Raw genomic sequence first — 17,518 nt, forward strand, 5'->3', positions numbered from 1 at the left:
AAGTCGTTTGAATGATTTCTTCTTGGTCTACGTGCCATAAAATACTCCATATATTGATGTTTATAACATCATTTGAGGAGCAGAGTATCACTTATAGGAGTTGTTCAAATTTCCGGATCCATCTCTGCTTGTATCTTTATTTGGCTACCTTTGTCGGGTAAATTTTATACTTGAAATGTCAACAGCCCTTAAACACTCACTCTAAAATTGGCTTAAAATTCCGATAATTTTCAAATTGCTGTGTAAGTAAAAAATTAGCAACTATGATGACTCCTGTGATTGGTAGCAGAAGTTCAAAAGACTCAATATTTTCTACAAAATTTTCATCCTTACCCAAAATTACTGATAATTCAATTTGAGATAGCTGCATTTGATTTCTAATAGTTTGTAAATTTTTTATAAAAGCTAAGTATTCTGGATGATTTTTAGAAATTATAACTCTTTGATCATAATGATCCAGTGATTCACAAAGTTGTGACCACGCTGTAAAGCCACCTAATTCACCAACAATTTTCAGTAAAGTATTATGAGAGGCTATCAGTTCTAAGTTATTATTCTTAAGCTCATCAATTTGTAAGAGTAAACTTTGATTTTTTTGTTGAACATTATATTCAGGAGTCTTTTTTCGAATTAATAATCTAAGTTTTTCTTGTCTAAATTTGTAGGAATCAACAAGATTTTTTCGTTCAGTGTCCCTTGTTATAGAAGACGCATGTTTGAATTCATTGCTTAATTCAGCAACTTTTCTATAACTAATGTCAATATTATTCTCTAACATACGCTCTAATAGTTGAATTAAATTATGCATCGAAAATATCCTTTTTATCAATATCAGACAAATCATTTTCTGCAGGAAAAACTAAAGAACCTTCATCTGATTCCAAAATAAGTTCTATATTTAATATTTGTTTTTTAATGTGACCTATTTGATGCAATTTACCTATTCCTTTACTTGGGAAGTCTTCAATAATTTGTAATTCTTGCTTAAATTTATCTCGTAGATTAATTAAGTTTTGTTTATGCTTACTTAGACCAGTAGACATAAAGTGATTACAACCAGAGAAGCATTCAAGATGTTTGGGGCAGGGATCAACAGCAAAACTATTTACACAATGTCCATAAGGTGTTGTATGAAATCCATCTGCTTCTGTTTTCAAGAACAAATAGGCTTCATCATCACCATATTCTTCTTGAATTTCTAGATATTTGCTGATTAGAGGCCCTCTAGTTTTATTTTCATTAATTAAATTTATAAGTACTTCAGTTCTTGAATTATCTATGTCTTTATTTATAGTTGGTATATTGTTAAAATCTAATTTCTCAGCAAGTGAGCGATGATCATATTCATAAGTTTGTGAAATAGATTGGCGATTAAAATGTTTAGTAATTAATGAATCTGCTATACCTTTTCTGAATAATTCAGTATTCATCAAGTGTCTGAAACTATGGCTTTTTAGTGAGGCAGTTTTAAATTCATCTGATCCATATATTTCAAAAATAGTAGGGGTGCTTTCACTAATTTTGCTAATAAAGCAGTTCAGGGCTTGGCGATTGGTAACACCAATACTTAAATAATGATCAATTGCTAGTAGACCATTGTTTCTATTTTCTATGAGGGCTCTTTTAGGATACAGAAATAAAAAATCACTAGAATTAATTACTGAACCATCATTCACTTTAATAGAATATAGGTCAGGAGATTTGGATTCTTTTTCATTAAAAATATAATTTAAGATATCAGACTTTCGAAAAAAAGAGGTTCTATAGATAATTTTTTCGTGACTAAGGTAAGGCTGTTTTTTTTGATTATATATACAGCATTTTAAGCGTAATCTTTGCATATACGTATAAAAAGAGTGTGTGAATTCTTTGGTATCTAATAGTTTTATTTGCAATTCAATTAATTTATTGGATAGTTCCTGACGTTGTATAATATTTAGCTCCTTTGTATCATATTCAATGTTCTCTAAAAAAATACTATTACCACTTAATATTAAATAAGCACTGTAAGCAGGTATATAATCATCATAAAATCCTAAGTTTTTATTTTCAAAATTTTTCAAAGTTGAACGAATACCTAAAGTTAATTTTTCAATTGATTCAACAATACTTAAGATTTCAAGCTCAAATATTTCTGGAATGATCTGTGATTCAATTTGTAAAATATTATGTTGATTTTCTTTTTCTAATTTTTCTGCGAAGTATTTAAGGGAAAAATAATGACTAACTGCCCCATACTGTTTATTTTTTTCATAGATTTTTTTATCTAAAACATTGTGCTTTTTTATACAGTTTAGAGGTAAAGAAGTTATTTCACTAATCCGTAAACCAGTAAGAACTAATAACTTTAGTTGACTAAACCTAATAAAATCAAAAAAAGATTTTGGTTCCTCTGTATATAAAATTCTAACTAGTTCCCAAAAATATTTATTTTCGGGTAGTTTATCAGCACTATCCCTCTTATCTATTTGATTAGAAAGTGGGGTAGAACTAGATATTTTTTTAATATTTAAGTAAGGATATATAGGACAAAATTTAGATAAAAACTTAATATCAAAAATATGTTTTACAATACTTTTTATTGCTGTAATTTTTAAAGAGTCTATTTTCTCAATATGATTTATAACTTTAAAAAAATCTTCTGGATTCATATCATATGGAGGTTTTGTTGCTATACTAGCTATTACTCTCAAATTAAATATTATTGGCATTATACTATTTGGCTTTATTTTATCTATTAAAATTTTTTCTATTGTTACTGCTTTGATAAGTTCAATCCAGTTATTACTAATAATAACATTTTCAATATTATTTAATCTAAACTTATCAACCAGTTCGAAACTAGAAAGATAGTAAAATGGTCTTGTATTATTTCCAATTATCTCATTTAAATTCCAGCGATCCTCAGAGAGTACGACACCATTTTTGTCAACCTCTATGTCCCATTTAATTTTTTTTATTTGAGCTAATTTCTTCATTTCTAAAATATAATTCTTAAAATTATTCATTTTTTTTCCTCGATTTCATGTATAAGGGATTCAATATTGAATATTAGGCTCTTAAGTTGCATATAAGCAGGAGAGTGAGTCTCAGATAAGCTAGAGTCCTTAAATTTTTTTATAATACTTCTTAGGTTTTCTAATACATTTTCATGAACACTTTTATCATTTAGAGGTAAAAATTTATCGCAACCATAACATGAAAAAACTGGATTTTTTTTACATAAGTTCTGTTTTAAATCACATCCACCAATACCAGATATTGCTATTCCATGTGGATAACTTTCAATGTATTTTTCAGTATTCAAATTATTTAATTCTTCTATACTTATAAAATCACCATGCGTAATTTTTGAAATTTTACTATATATATTAGATATGCCTAGAGCTTTATTAATTAATACTCCAGTCTGTGCAGATACTTGGAAGTAAATCAATGCACTTTTAGAATAAGTATGTCCTAGGAAGGAAGATACTTCATCTAAATTTGCCCCAGACTCAACTAGTCTCTGTGCAACTGAATGTCTAAATATATTTGCATTAATAGGATAACCTAATATTTTAATTGTTACTTTTCTTAAAATTTCACGTATATCGTTTTTATTATTAGAAAAAAAATAATAATTACCATGTTTATCTGTTTTTCTAATTTTTTCTTTAAAAAAAACTATCCATTCTGTTTTTATTTTTCTAACTAATGGAATTGCATTCATAGTATGTCTTTGTTTGATTTTTTGAAATTTAACATGAAGTGTTTCATCGTATTTATTTATTTTATAAGTTTTTAAGTCATAAAGCCTAAGCATTCCGACTTGTTTTGGCCTAACACCAAATTGATAAAAAAGTATAAGAACACAATATTCATCTAAATCTTTACTTGTTAAATTTTCATAGTTACTTACCTTGCCAATATAATTTAATATTTTTGCTTCCTCTTCTGTATTTAAAAAACAATCCCCGGATTTTATTTTTGCATATTTGTTTATTTTAAATCTTTTTAAATTTGATATATTCTCAATATCATTTTTATTCCATCTTAATAAATTATTAACAGAAAGATATATTAGGATGTTTTTTAGAAAATTTAGAGCTGGCAAGATTGTTGAGATTGTAAAGCTATTGATTTTATTTGATTTATAGATTTCCCAATTATAAAGAATTTTTTCTTTATTTTTTATAATGTCAATTATTTCTTGCTCAGAGAATACTTTTAGGAATCCATGAATATAATTAACTAATGTAGAAGATGAAAGATTAGTAAGTATGTTTATAGCAGTTAACTTAATTAAGTTTTTAATATTAGTCTTATATTTTTTAAAAACTATTATCTTTTTACACCCATCACTATAAATTTCCCAACTATCATTTTCAATATCCCTAAATGTGTGTATTTTTTCTGTAAAATCATCTTCATATCTAATATATTTTGTAGATATTTTAAATAAACCATCATCCTTAAATTCTAATGCACTTGCTTCTTGATATTTGTTATCCATGATAATTCCTTTTATTTCATTAAGAATAATATATAAAAAATAAATTTTTGCAAGCTCTTCAAGATTATTATAAATATAATAATCTCAATAAAATTCTATTTATTATAAATATAATAATCTCAATAAAATTCTATTTATTATAAATATAATAATTTTTATAATTAAATAATTATTAATGAACTGTTGTAAATGTGATTTAAATAAGAGTTTTAATTTGTAAGGTATTGATTTTTATATTTTATATGTAAAAATATTACTCTAGACAAGCCTGCAAAATAGGTCGAGCTGTCTTTCAATGATTGTTGCCTCAATTAAAAGCCGAATATGTAAAAGAACAGATTCTTTATATTGATGAGTCAGGCATCAATAGTAATGAAACAGCAGAATATGGTTGGTCTAAGAAGGGTGCAACAAAACCCTTCAGCAGTTTTTTATAAATTTGAATTAAATAATTGAATCACTTTCTATGAAGAGCACCAATAATCAATATACTTTAAATTCAAATAGCCAATATTAAATTTTTTGAGTTGAAAATAGCCAATATTAAATTTTTTGAGTTGAAATCTGAGAATTTCCAGAACCTCGTTGAAATTCACAAAAAGTAGGAAAATTTATTTATTATTTTACATAGGGAATCTACTGCGTTTTTTATTGACATAACACAAATACCAACCTAACATAACACTCGGCATGACTCATAGGGTCTCTACTGCATTAAATTTAGTGATGACAGGTGGCCGCCTGTCATCGAATTCAAAACCAATAACGTGACTAAACATTAGGAGTTAAGAACAAATGAAAGTATATCAGATCAATTATGACCTGCGTAAACAACGTAACTATGAAGAGCTGGATAAAAAAATTAAGGCTTATGGAACATGGTGTCGACCGTTAAAGTCCTGTTGGATTATCGTTTCGGATAAAACAGCACCACAGATTCGTGATGATTTACAACAAGTCATGGATAGAGATGATGGTTTATTAGTGACACGTTTGCAAAGAGATGCGGCTTGGATAAATTTGGATTCAGATAAAGACAAATCAATGACTGATTGGCTAAAGAAATATGTTGGTAACGCATCTTAAGTGGACTGAGCCAAGGATGGCTCATTCTCTTTCAGAGTAAATATTTATGGCAAAGTTAAAAAGATTCCTAAAACTGAGCGATCTCGCAGAGATCCGCACAGGCTTTACATTCCGTGAAAAGGTTGAAGAAGTTGAGTCAGGCAATGCCCACGTATTGCAGATCAAAGATATTCGTAGCATTGCAACGGATACATGTGGTTATACGCTTTTTTCAGATGCTTTACCGCAAATTGATTGGCAAGGTAAAGATAACGCAATCGTCTCACCTGAATGTGTGCTTTTACCTTGTCGAGGTGAGTATCTCAAAGCACATTATTTTGTAGGCAATCAGGATCAATCAAAAGTACTACCACTCATTGTGAGTAGCCAGTTTTTGATTTTAATGCCAAATAAAAAAGTCATGCCTGAATACTTATGTTGGTACCTGAACCAATCGAATGTGCAATATGAATTACGCAAAGAAAGTCAGGGTTCTAAGATGCCGATGCTGAGCGTATCAATAGTCAGCCAATTTGAGGTTGAAGTCCCTAGCTTGGACATTCAGCAACGCATAATCGAATTAAACCGTCTTTGGGAGCAAGAGCAGATCTTGACCCAGCAATTACTTAAAAATCGTGAACAAATGATGATGGGCATGTTTAAACAACTGCTCCAAGGAAACAAATAATGGTTACTCAAATTAATCAAGATACCGTCAATAAAGCCCTTTGGTCGGCATGTGATGTATTCCGTGGCACGGTGAGTGCAGATACCTATAAAGACTATATTTTGACAATGCTGTTCTTAAAGTACATCTCTGATGTATGGCAAGACCACTACGATAATTATAAAAACGAGTATGGTGATGAACCTGAACTGATTGAAGAAATGATGAAAAACGAGCGATTTGTACTGCCTCGTGAATCGAATTTCTATACCTTGCTTGAGCGTCGTTTTGAGCCCGGCAATGGCGAACGTATTGATATGGCTTTACATGCGCTTGAAGAAGCCAATGGTACAAAGCTCAAAGATGTAGGCAAAAGCGTTTTCCAAGATATCTCGTTTAATACCGATAAATTGGGTGAAGAAAAGCAAAAAAATACCATTTTAAAAGATCTTTTAGAAGTATTTGCTGTGCCTGATTTAGATTTAAAACCAAGCCGTGTCGGTTCACTTGATGTGATTGGTAACGGATATGAATTTTTGATTAAAAACTTCGCAGCGAGTGGTGGTCAAAAGGCGGGCGAATTCTATACGCCACCTGAAGTATCAGACTTAATTGCTGAATTACTTGATCCACAGAAAGGCGACAGTATTTGTGACCCTGCTTGTGGTTCTGGTTCACTGTTGATGAAGTGTGGTCGTAAGGTCGTCAGCAATCACAACAGTAAAGAGTACGCACTCTACGGGCAAGAGGCGATTGGTTCAACGTGGTCATTAGCTAAGATGAACATGTTCTTGCATGGCGAAGACAACCACAAAATTGAGTGGGGTGATACCATTCGTAATCCAAAACTATTGGATAAGAATGGCGACTTGATGCTGTTTGATATTGTGACAGCAAACCCGCCATTCTCATTAGACAAGTGGGGTTATGAGCAAGCTGAAAATGATAAGTTTGATCGTTTCCGTCGTGGTTTACCACCAAAGACCAAGGGTGATTATGCTTTTATCTCACACATGATTGAGACGCTTAAACCTGTTACGGGTCGTATGGGTGTTGTGGTTCCACATGGGGTGTTGTTCCGTGGCTCATCTGAAGGTAAGATTCGTGAAAAGTTGATTAACGAAAACTTATTAGATGCGGTTATTGGTTTACCTGAAAAGCTGTTCTATGGTACGGGTATTCCTGCTGCAATTTTAATTTTTAAAAAGCAAAAGTCTGATGATTCGGTTTTATTTATTGACGCAAGCCGTGAGTTTAAGTCAGGTAAAAATCAAAACAACTTAAGCCAAGATAATATTGCCAAGGTTATTGAAACCTATCGTGCCCGTGAAAGCGTAGATAAGTATGCGTATTTGGCGACTTTGCAGGAAGTGAAAGACAACGATTACAACCTAAATATTCCTCGTTATGTGGATACCTTTGAAGAAGAAGCTGAGATTGATTTGGTTGCTGTACGTGCTGAGCGTGAGCAGTTAAAGACTCAACTTGCTGAGCTTGAAGTTCAGATGGCGAAGTATTTAGAGGAGTTGGGTTGTGGTGAATGATACATCTAACTTCATTTCAGGTTTTGGAATTATTCCAAATGATTGGTCTTGTAAAACTGCCAATGAAATTTGCACAAAAATTTCTAAAGGGACTACTCCGCCTAAATCAGAGATTTCTAATGAAGGTAAAATTCCTTTTTTACGAGTTAATAATTTAACTTTTTATGGTCGTTTAGCACTAGATTCTGATTTCATATTTGTATCAAAACAGTCTCACGAAAATTTTCTATCGCGTTCAATGGCATTTCCTAATGATATTTTGATGAATATCGTAGGTCCTCCTTTAGGGAAAACAGCTCTACTTGATGACAGCTATCCTGAATATAATATGAATCAGGCGATTGTATTTTACCGGCTACAAAAAAATCTTGTTGATAGTAAATATTTTCTAGAGTTTTTAAATAGTTTTAAAGCTCAACAATGGTTACAGTCTAGATCTAAAAAGACTTCTGGTCAGCAGAATTTAACTATTGAGATATGTAAAGATTTACCAATTATTTTGCCACCACTTATTGAGCAAAAGGCAATCGCCCAAATCCTTTCAACTTGGGACCAAGCAATTTCGGCTACTGAAAAAATGCTTGAAAATAGCCAACAGCAGAAAAAAGCTTTGATGCAACAGTTGCTGACGGGTAAGAAGCGTTTGCTTGATGAGAATGGAGTGAGGTTTAGAGGGGAGTGGAAAAGTACAAAAGTGAAGGAAATTTTCAAGCCAGAAGTATTGTCAGCAGGAAACCAGGATTTCCCTATTTTTTCGGTGACAAAAAATGGTTTGGTTAATCAGTCAGAATATTTTAATAAATCTGTTGCTAGTGAAGATACTTCAAAATATAGGGTAGTCAAAACAGGAAGATTTGTAATGAGTGGGCTGAACTTTTGGATGGGGTCGGTTGATGTTCATTTAATGGATTTTCCAGTTATTGTATCACCTGCATACAAAGTGTTTGTTATTACAAATTTATCTTCTCCTGAATTTATGAAGCACTTTATAAGAAGCAGTTTATTCCAGAAAGTATTGGAAGCAGCATCGGTTGTAGGAGCTTCAGTTGTTAGAAGAAACTTCAGTGAGAGTATTTTTAATAGCTACGAACTTTTTATACCCGAAATAGCCGAACAGGAAAAAATTGCTGCTGTTCTTTCTGCTGCTGATCAGGAAATTGAAGGTTTGCAGAAAAAACTTGATTGCTTGAAGCAAGAAAAAAAAGCACTTATGCAACAACTTTTGACAGGTAAAAAACGTGTCAAGGTGGCTGCCTAATGATGCAAATAACACCTAGCTATTACCGCATTATGGCGGGTGCCAAGTCTGTATTTGCTCAAGAGTTTCTAGAGGGCGGCTTTATTGCCGCCAACTGGAACATTGACCAAGACTTAACCCATGACTTACCTGATGATTGGCGTGAGTTTAATCATCGTTTTATTCCTGTTTATTTAACAGCCTTACCTGAAAAAAGTAAGATTTCAGCAGGCTTAGCATGTGGCATGCTACATACCCTTTCTAAAGGGATTAAACAGGGTGACATTATCCTTACACCTCGTGGGGATGGTCATTATCTCGTGGGTAAAGTCATATCTGACTATTACTACGTGCCTTCTGGCGAGTTAAGCCATCGCAGAAAAGTTGAATGGTTTGAACAGACTTTACCTAGGGAAATGATGTCTCAAGAGCTAAAAAACTCATCGGGATCAGTGGGTACAGTTTGTAATCTGACCAAGTATGCAGAAGAGCTTAAAACACTTATTGATGGCAAAGAAACAGTTGAATATCTTGAGCCTGATGAAGTAGTCGAAGACCCAACAGCTTTTGCTTTAGAAAAGCATTTAGAGCATTTCTTGGTAGAGAACTGGTCTAAAACTGAGTTGGGTGCAACATACGACATTTATACCGAAGAAGGTCAATTGGTCGGTCAGCAGTATCCATCGGATACTGGTCCTATCGATATCTTGGCAATCAGTAAGGATAAGAAGACATTGCTTGTTGTTGAGCTAAAACGTGGTCGTGCAAGTGATCGTGTCGTGGGGCAAATCCAACGCTATATGGGCTATGTCAAAGATGAGTTGGCTGAGGCAGATCAGCAAGTGAAAGGTGTGATTATTGCACTAGAAGATGACTTAAGAATTCGTCGTGCTTTGAGCGTGGCACAGAATATTGAGTTTTATCGTTATCAGTTGAGTTTTAAGCTGAATAAAAGCTAATGCAAACTGAAATTTGACTCTTAAAGATTATATTTGGCGTCACTAAATATCAAATGGATCGTTAGAAACAAGGACGTTTTTAATACTTTATCAACAATTAAAACTTGAGGGCTGTAATGTCAATTTCCCAAATGTTTCAAGACTTTTTAAGCAATATTAAAGTTGCAAATGAAGAACAAATCACGTCACGTTATCAAGAGATAACATGTGCATTGAACAAAAAATTTCGTGATACCGAATCAAAAACATCAAACCAATTACAAGTTGGTTCGTACGGCAGATGGACTGCGATTAAAGGTATTTCAGATTTAGACATGTTGTACATCATGCCACCCTCAAAATGGGATGATTATAAAAATGGCGGTCAATCAAAGTTATTAAAGGATACAAAAGATGCAATTCTTGCACGTTATCCTCGAACTACCGTATTTGTAGATCGATTAGTTGTATGTGTCCAATACACAAATTTTCATGTCGAGGTACAGCCTGTTTTTGAGCAAGAGGATGGTTCGTATAAGTATCCAGATACAAAGAATGGTGGCAGTTGGAAAATTACTAAGCCTCAAGCCGAAATTGATGAAATGAAAAGCATGAATGAGGCAAAAAATAAAAACTTGCGTCGTTTATGTAAGATGGCTAGAGCTTGGAAAAATAAGCATGGAGTGGGCATAGGAGGCCTATTAATAGACACACTCGCCTACAATTTTATGAAATCGACTACGAATTATGATGACAAGAGTTATAGTTCATATGATTGTTTAAGTAGAGACTTTTTTAAGTATTTATCCGAACAACCCGATCAAGATCACTATCAAGCTTTAGGTAGTAATCAGGATGTCAAAGTTAAAAGTAAATTTCAAAGAAAAGCTAAAAAAGCATATGAGAATTCGCTTAAAGCTATTGAAAATGCAGGAAAGAGTTCGGCTAATGATTATTGGCGAAAAGTATATGGAAACTCTTTCCCTAAAGCAGCAACTACTATCGTTAAATCAATGACATTAGGTGAGTTACGCTATAGAGATACTGAAGAGTTTATTGAGAATAAATACCCAATAGATATACGTTATCCGTTAAAAATAGAATGTGAAATTACTAAACATGGTGCATTCATAGATTTCTTAAGTCATTTTAAAAGAAATCGTAAAAAATTAAATAGCGGAAGAAGTCTTAGATTCTATATCGATAAAAATGGGACGCCCTCTAGTTTACCAGAGCAAAAATATTCTGTTTTATGGAAAGTTCTAAATCGTGGAGAGGCTGCAAAAAGTCGAGATTGTATTAGAGGGCAAATTGTTGCGGATCTAGGGCAGAATCAAAAAACTGAAACCGCTGATTTTAATGGTGAGCATATAGTGGAATGCTACATCATTCAAAATGCTGTAGTTGTAGCTCGTGACCGCATTTATGTGCCGATTGAGGAGTGAAGATGATTAAAGATGATTTACTTAAATGTATTGCGGAAACTGGTTATAACGTAGGTTTTGGGGCAAAGAAGAATCTAGCGACTTATGATTTAGTGGAGAAATTACCTGGCTGGATAAGCTTTGTTTCAATCGCTTTTGGTATTTACTCTTTGGTCTTTGATGCACTTTCAACTAAGTTCCTATCGGCAACATTTACATTGGTTGGCGTAATTGGACTGTATGTCATAATGTATGATGCTAAAAAAAATGAATATAAGACAGCAGGAGATGAGTTGACAAAAATTTATAATCAGTTGAGAACATTATATTATTCAGTCCAAGGTAAAAGTAATAGTGATGATTTAACATTTTTAATTGAAGAGTATCGCCAACTAGAGAATCGGTATTGTTCAGTTGGTTTAGGTAAACAAATGTTGTTCAGTGATTGGTGTGCACACTATAAATTCTTTTGGCAACATCAAATTGAATGGGTTGATGAGCAGAAAAATTTTAGTTTTTTTAGGGATAAAGTGCCGTTAAGTTTTTATATGTTCTTGGTGGTATTAATTGTTATGGCTATCTGCTTTATTTATAAAGCAAATCTTAGTGCATGTTTCGCAGTTTTATTTTAAAAGTTTTGGTTTGATATGAACGGTCTCTCAATTAAGTTTCAAGAAGAATACAGTGCTAAGATTCCCGCATTAACATTGTTAATGAATCTGGGGTGGTCGTTTTTACCGCCATCACAGGCACTTGTTGCCCGTGATGGTAAACAAGACCAAGTGGTATTACGTCAAATTTTACGTAAAGAGCTCTCTAAACGTACTTTTCCATTTGCGGGTCAAGAATATCCACTTTCAGCAAAGTCGGTAGACAACTTAATTGCTGAAATCTGTAGCCCAGCTTTGAATGAGGGGCTACTGACTGCCAACGAAAAAATGTATAACCATTTGTTCTACGGTATTCCTGTAACTGAATTTGTAAATGGAAAAAAAGTTAGCCCAACGATTCCATTGATTGATTGGCATAACATCCATAATAATGACTTTTCATATACAGAAGAATTTGCTGTAACACGTTCAGGTGGAGTAGATACACGTAGACCCGATATCATTTGCTTTGTAAATGGTATTCCTTTAGTTGTGATTGAAGCAAAACGCCCTGATAGTCAGGCAAAGAAAGGTCCAACAATTAATGAAGGTATTTCTCAGACACTTCGTAATCAGCGACCTGATGAAATTCCACATCTGTTTGCATATAGCCAACTGATACTCTCTATAAATGGGCATGAAGGTCGTTACGGCACATGTAATACCCCTGCAAAATTTTGGGCTGCATGGCGAGAAGAAGATATTTCTGATGCAGAAATGTATGCGCTTAAAAATAAGAAATTAAGTGCTGTACAAAAAAACAGTTTGTTCGCATATCGTCATGCAGATGATCTCAAGTGGTATGAAAATCTAATTGCAGGTGGAGACTTAGCTGTTACAGGTCAAGATCAACTGCTGATCAGCCTATTAAAGCCTGAGCGACTACTCGAAATGGTTCGCCTATATACGCTTTTCGATAAGAAAGCAGGAAAAATTGTTGCTCGTTATCAGCAAATCTTTGGTATCAAACGACTCATTGAGCGTATTAGTACTAAGAACACCAAAGGTGGCCGTGAAGGTGGTGTCATTTGGCATACAACAGGTTCAGGTAAATCTTTTACCATGGTCTTTCTCAGTAAAGCATTGATCTTGCATGAAGCTTTAAAACAATGTCGTATATTGGTTGTCACTGACCGTGTCGATTTAGAAGATCAACTCAGTAAAACCTTTGTATCAGGTGGTGAACTGGCAGGAAAAAGAGACAAGCTAAATGCTATGGCGACTTCTGGCAAACGCTTGGCTGAACAAATTGGTAAGGGTACAGAGCGAATCATGTTCTCTTTGATTCAGAAATTTAACTCTGCAACCAAACTTCCTGAATGTGTTAACACAAGTTCAGACTTCATTGTCCTGATTGATGAAGGGCACCGAAGCCAAGGTGGTGAAAACCATGTGCGTATGAAACTCGCACTTCCAAATGCGGCATTCGTGGCATTTACAGGTACACCATTGCTTAAAGATGAAAAGACCGTTAACAAGTTTGGACCTATTGTTCATGCTTATACTATGCAGAGAGCGGTAGAAGATAAGACTGTAACACCTTTGCTTTATGAAGAACGAATCCCTGATTTAGACGTAAATGAACGTGCGATTGATACGTGGTTTGAACGGATTACAGAAGGTTTAAATGATCAGCAAAAAGCAGATTTAAAACGTAAATTTGCGAGAAAAGGTGAGATTTATACTGCGGATGATCGTATTCGCCTGATTGCGTTAGATATTGCCAATCACTTTGTGAAAAATATTGATGATGGTTTAAAAGGACAGCTTGCTTGCGATAGCAAGGCTTCAGCGATTAAGTATAAAAAGTACTTGGATGAAGCAGGCTTGTTTGAGTCTGCTGTGGTGATGAGCCCACCTGATAGTCGTGAAGGAAATACTGATGTTGATGAATCGACTACCCCTGAAGTGACCCAATGGTGGAAAGACAATGTCGGCACTCAGGATGAGCAAACTTATACCAAACAAGTAATTGAGCGTTTTGAAAAAGATGATTCGCTTAAATTGCTGATAGTGGTGGATAAGCTCTTAACAGGTTTTGATGAACCTAAAAATGCTGTTCTTTATATTGATAAAAATTTAAAACAGCACAATCTGATCCAAGCAATTGCGCGTGTAAACCGACTTCATCCAATGAAAAAGTTTGGTTTATTGATTGACTATCGAGGTATTTTAAAAGAATTAGATTCCACAATTCTTGATTACCAAGATCTCGCTGCTCGTACCCAAGGTGGCTATGATATCAATGATCTTACAGGCTTGTATACGCAAATGAGCTCTGAATACAAACGTTTACCTCGTTTGTATAAAGCGCTATGGGCGATTTTTGATGGTGTAAAAAATAAAAATGATCCAGAGCAGTTGCGCCAAGTTTTAGTCCCACGCATTGAAGAACGTGAGGGTGAGTTAGTCGATATTCACTTAAAAGTTCGTGATGATTTTTATGAAGCACTTACAGAATTTGCCAGTTGTTTAAAAGTTGCATTGCAGTCAGCAACCTTCTTTGAAGATAAAAGCTTTTCTGATGCAGATCGTCAGCACTACAAAGAAACAGTCAAACTATTTACAAGCTTGCGTCAGATTGTGAAACGAGATGCTGGAGAGACTATTGACTATGATCAGTATGCTGAGCAAGTCAAAAAACTTCTTGATAAACATGTTGTGGGTATTGAGGTAAAAGACCCTGATGGAGTCTATGAAGTCGGCAAGATGGGCAAAATGGCGCAACCCGAAGATTGGAGTGAAGAGAAAACACGTAATGAAACGGATATCATCAAAACTCGTGTAACGAAGATGATTGAACAGCAATTGCGTGATGATCCTTATGCTCAGGAGGCTTTCTCTAAACTTTTACGTCAAGTCATTGAAGAAGCAGAGAAAGAATTTGATCATCCATTGAAGCAACACATGCTGTTTAAAGAGTTTGAAGAGCAAGTTGAGGCTCGTCGTTTAGATGAAATTCCTGATGTGTTCAGTGGTAATAAGCATGCTCAAGCTTATTATGGTGTATTCAAGAAACTATTACCTGAAGCATTCTCGATAACAGATCAACAGAATCAAGATAAGTGGATTGAACTCGCTTTCGAGGTTGATCGTTCTGTCATGAGCTCTGTAGCTGAAAACTCAATTAATCCACAAAATATTGAAGCAGATATCCGTAAAAAACTATTACCGCAGATGTTCCGTGAATGTAAATCCATTGGTAGTGGTATGGATCAAGCCAAAAAAATTGTGGAAATGATCGTACAAATTACTCGGGTCGGTTTGAATGGGCTCTAGGATGAATACGCTGCCAGAGAGAAAGTTAAGCATCATTTATGGTGATGAAGTTGTTGATTTTGAGGTGCTTGAAAGTCCTAGCCGTACTGAAAAGATACTAATTAAAGTCTATGCTGATTGTCGGGTAGTTGTATCGGCACCGTTAAATGCAGATGATAAAACAATCATTGAAGCTGTAAAGCAGCGTAGTCGTTGGATCTATAAACAATTACGAGAGTTCCGTGAGCAAAGCAAATTTATCATGCCTCGCCAATATAAAAGTGGTGAAAGCCACTTTTATTTGGGTAAACAATACCAATTGAAAGTGATTCATGATGATACCAAGCCAAAAGGTGTAAAACTTCTGAGGGGAAGATTGGAGGTAAACACCTTAGATACGGATATTGAAAGTATTAAATCTCATTTAAATGAATGGTACAGATCTCGAGCAAAAGTCATATTTGAAGTACGATTGAGGCAGATTCTTGAAAAAGCCTTATGGGTTGAAGCTAAGCCTGATATACGACTCATGACAATGCGCACACAGTGGGGGAACTGTTCACCATCAGGTCTTCTTACACTGAACCCGCATCTAGTTAAAGCGCCCGCAATTTGCATTGATTATGTGATTTTGCATGAACTTTGTCATTTGGTTGAACATAATCATAGTGAGCGTTTTTATCAACTTCTAAGTCAAGTTATGCCTGATTGGCCAATAATCAAAAAACGGTTAGATGATAGAGCGACAGCAATCATTCACTAATCGTGACTAAATATTCTTTCTATTGTTGATATTCTTCTATTTAATATATCGAGATATTTTGCCTGCATTTGGTCATTGAAGGCACTGCTAGCATAGTATGCTGGCATTTTGGAATCTGGCCACCATCCAAAATAACTCCTCATTACAGCAAACATATTATCTCTATTATCATCTGGATAGAGCGAAACACAAATTGAAGCAGCAGTATGACGTAACATATGAGGTGATAGGCTTGTAAGACCGTGTGTCTTTTCTAACTGTTTTGATAATTCTATAGGCAACGCTTGATAAATTTTTAGAAATGTCTTATTTAAGGCTTCTACGGACAATGGTTTATGCCTATTGGATATAAATATAAAAGGGGTGTAAGAGCGTGGTCTATAGCCCTCACAATAAATTTTGAGTAGTTTGTATATATCCTCACCAATAGGTATCTGCCTAGTAGCATATTGATTTTTTAAATTCAGCTCTGTAAAGCGTTCATCATCATCGCTCTCATTATTTTGTACATTTAAGTAATAATAATTTTTATTATTTTTAAAGCTTTTCGTCATGAAGAAAGAATCGATATTTAATAGTAATAATTCTCCACGTCTCAAACCTACATATGACAATAGAATGTATGCCACATAATATTTCCACTGTGTTTGTAAATGCTTAAAAGGATTGTTAACAGCACCTGGGACTAGAATTTCATCAAGATAGTCAATAATGACTGGAGGTAATGATTTAATTTTTAATATTTTTTTAGATTTTCTAAACTTAAATTGAGATAGTTTTTCTGATAAATCTTTGATTGATTCTTTTAATTCAAAATTAATATTATTACTAGTATTTAATTTAAACTCTTGAATTTTTTCATAAAAAACTACAACATCCGCCCAAATTTCATTATTAATTGGTTCTAAATCATTACATAAATGACAATAATAGGAGAAGAAGTAATTTTTAGTGTTATCTAAGTTGGACTCATCAAAAATCTTATCTGGAAAAATATGAAGCTTGGTATCTAAAAACTCATAAAAATGATTAATGTGTCTAAGAATTTTATATTTAGTATTAGTAGCCAAATGACAAATAAAAAACTCATTGTAAACCTGAGGCCAAACGTATGGCACAAGACAAGAATTAGTGATGACAATTAATTTGTCATTAGTCTTTTTATGGAATTTATCTTTAAATTTTAAGAGCATTTTTATCTATTCTTTAAATATAACCATGCTACATATTTTTGATATCAAGACCAAATATTAAAGTGTTAAGAAACATGAACAACACTTAAATGACATTTTACGATTTTAAAGCATTAGAGAGATTATGTAGTTTAAACAACAAGTACTAAAGTACCTTTTGTTATTCCTAAGTAGAAATGTCCTACCTAATAACCAAATAGAAATGTCCTATATGGACAATTCCAAGTCAAGCACAGGATTTAGATTTCGTTCTTTGATTGCTATTTTCTGTGCACGTCTGCTTG

At 33.7% G+C, this 17,518-nt stretch carries 13 protein-coding genes; 9 read left to right on the plus strand and 4 right to left on the minus strand.

Annotation, left to right across the window (positions count from 1 at the left end; all coding sequences use genetic code 11):
* Positions 1-196 precede the first annotated feature (196 nt).
* The 3 genes from FTU83_RS15220 to FTU83_RS15230 are packed head-to-tail and all read right to left on the minus strand — an operon-like array spanning position 197 to position 4,495.
* Positions 197-808, minus strand: coding sequence for a hypothetical protein (locus FTU83_RS15220; protein WP_180027271.1), 612 nt, complete (start codon positions 806-808; stop codon positions 197-199).
* Positions 801-3,008 carry a hypothetical protein gene (locus tag FTU83_RS15225; protein ID WP_180027272.1) on the minus strand — a complete coding sequence of 736 codons (2,208 nt, stop codon included), beginning with the start codon at positions 3,006-3,008 and terminating at the stop codon, positions 801-803. The genes FTU83_RS15220 and FTU83_RS15225 overlap by 8 nt, the downstream gene beginning before the upstream one ends.
* Positions 3,005-4,495: a site-specific integrase gene (locus FTU83_RS15230; protein WP_180107162.1), complete on the minus strand. Its 1,491-nt coding sequence runs from the start codon at positions 4,493-4,495 to the stop codon at positions 3,005-3,007. Before FTU83_RS15230 ends, FTU83_RS15225 begins: the two co-directional genes overlap by 4 nt.
* Before the next feature lie 795 nt (positions 4,496-5,290).
* Between FTU83_RS15230 and FTU83_RS15235 the strand changes: the two genes are divergently transcribed.
* The 9 genes from FTU83_RS15235 to FTU83_RS15275 all read left to right on the plus strand — a co-directional run bounded on the left by FTU83_RS15235 (position 5,291) and on the right by FTU83_RS15275 (position 16,041).
* Positions 5,291-5,581, plus strand: coding sequence for a hypothetical protein (locus FTU83_RS15235; protein ID WP_180107164.1), 291 nt, complete (start codon positions 5,291-5,293; stop codon positions 5,579-5,581).
* A gap of 46 nt (positions 5,582-5,627) precedes the next feature.
* Positions 5,628-6,248: a restriction endonuclease subunit S gene (locus FTU83_RS15240; RefSeq protein ID WP_180107166.1), complete on the plus strand. Its 621-nt coding sequence runs from the start codon at positions 5,628-5,630 to the stop codon at positions 6,246-6,248.
* A complete protein-coding gene (locus tag FTU83_RS15245) occupies positions 6,248-7,771 on the plus strand; it encodes a type I restriction-modification system subunit M (protein WP_180107167.1) in 1,524 nt (507 codons plus the stop codon). The genes FTU83_RS15240 and FTU83_RS15245 overlap by 1 nt, the downstream gene beginning before the upstream one ends.
* A complete protein-coding gene (locus FTU83_RS17630; protein WP_180107169.1) occupies positions 7,761-9,029 on the plus strand; it encodes a restriction endonuclease subunit S in 1,269 nt (422 codons plus the stop codon). Before FTU83_RS15245 ends, FTU83_RS17630 begins: the two co-directional genes overlap by 11 nt.
* On the plus strand, positions 9,029-9,967 hold the full coding sequence (locus tag FTU83_RS15255; RefSeq protein ID WP_180107171.1) for an endonuclease NucS domain-containing protein: 939 nt from the start codon (positions 9,029-9,031) through the stop codon (positions 9,965-9,967). The genes FTU83_RS17630 and FTU83_RS15255 overlap by 1 nt, the downstream gene beginning before the upstream one ends.
* A gap of 116 nt (positions 9,968-10,083) precedes the next feature.
* Positions 10,084-11,391 (plus strand): nucleotidyltransferase, encoded by a 1,308-nt coding sequence (locus FTU83_RS15260; RefSeq protein ID WP_180107173.1) that lies wholly within the window; start codon positions 10,084-10,086, stop codon positions 11,389-11,391.
* 2 nt (positions 11,392-11,393) lie between these two features.
* Positions 11,394-12,002, plus strand: coding sequence for an SLATT domain-containing protein (locus FTU83_RS15265; RefSeq protein WP_168542740.1), 609 nt, complete (start codon positions 11,394-11,396; stop codon positions 12,000-12,002).
* A gap of 15 nt (positions 12,003-12,017) precedes the next feature.
* The gene (locus FTU83_RS15270; protein ID WP_180107175.1) at positions 12,018-15,299 is read left to right on the plus strand and encodes a type I restriction endonuclease subunit R; all 3,282 of its coding nucleotides are present in this window, start codon (positions 12,018-12,020) and stop codon (positions 15,297-15,299) included.
* A gap of 1 nt (position 15,300) precedes the next feature.
* On the plus strand, positions 15,301-16,041 hold the full coding sequence (locus FTU83_RS15275) for a M48 family metallopeptidase (RefSeq protein ID WP_180107177.1): 741 nt from the start codon (positions 15,301-15,303) through the stop codon (positions 16,039-16,041).
* Here the strand turns inward: FTU83_RS15275 and FTU83_RS15280 are convergent.
* Complete coding sequence (locus tag FTU83_RS15280) at positions 16,038-17,234, minus strand: tyrosine-type recombinase/integrase (protein ID WP_180107179.1); 1,197 nt, start codon at positions 17,232-17,234, stop codon at positions 16,038-16,040. The two genes, FTU83_RS15275 and FTU83_RS15280, sit on opposite strands and share 4 nt — an antisense overlap.
* Positions 17,235-17,518: the final 284 nt, after the last annotated feature.

The organism is Acinetobacter sp. YH12152 (assembly GCF_013418285.1).
GTDB lineage: Bacteria > Pseudomonadota > Gammaproteobacteria > Pseudomonadales > Moraxellaceae > Acinetobacter > Acinetobacter amyesii.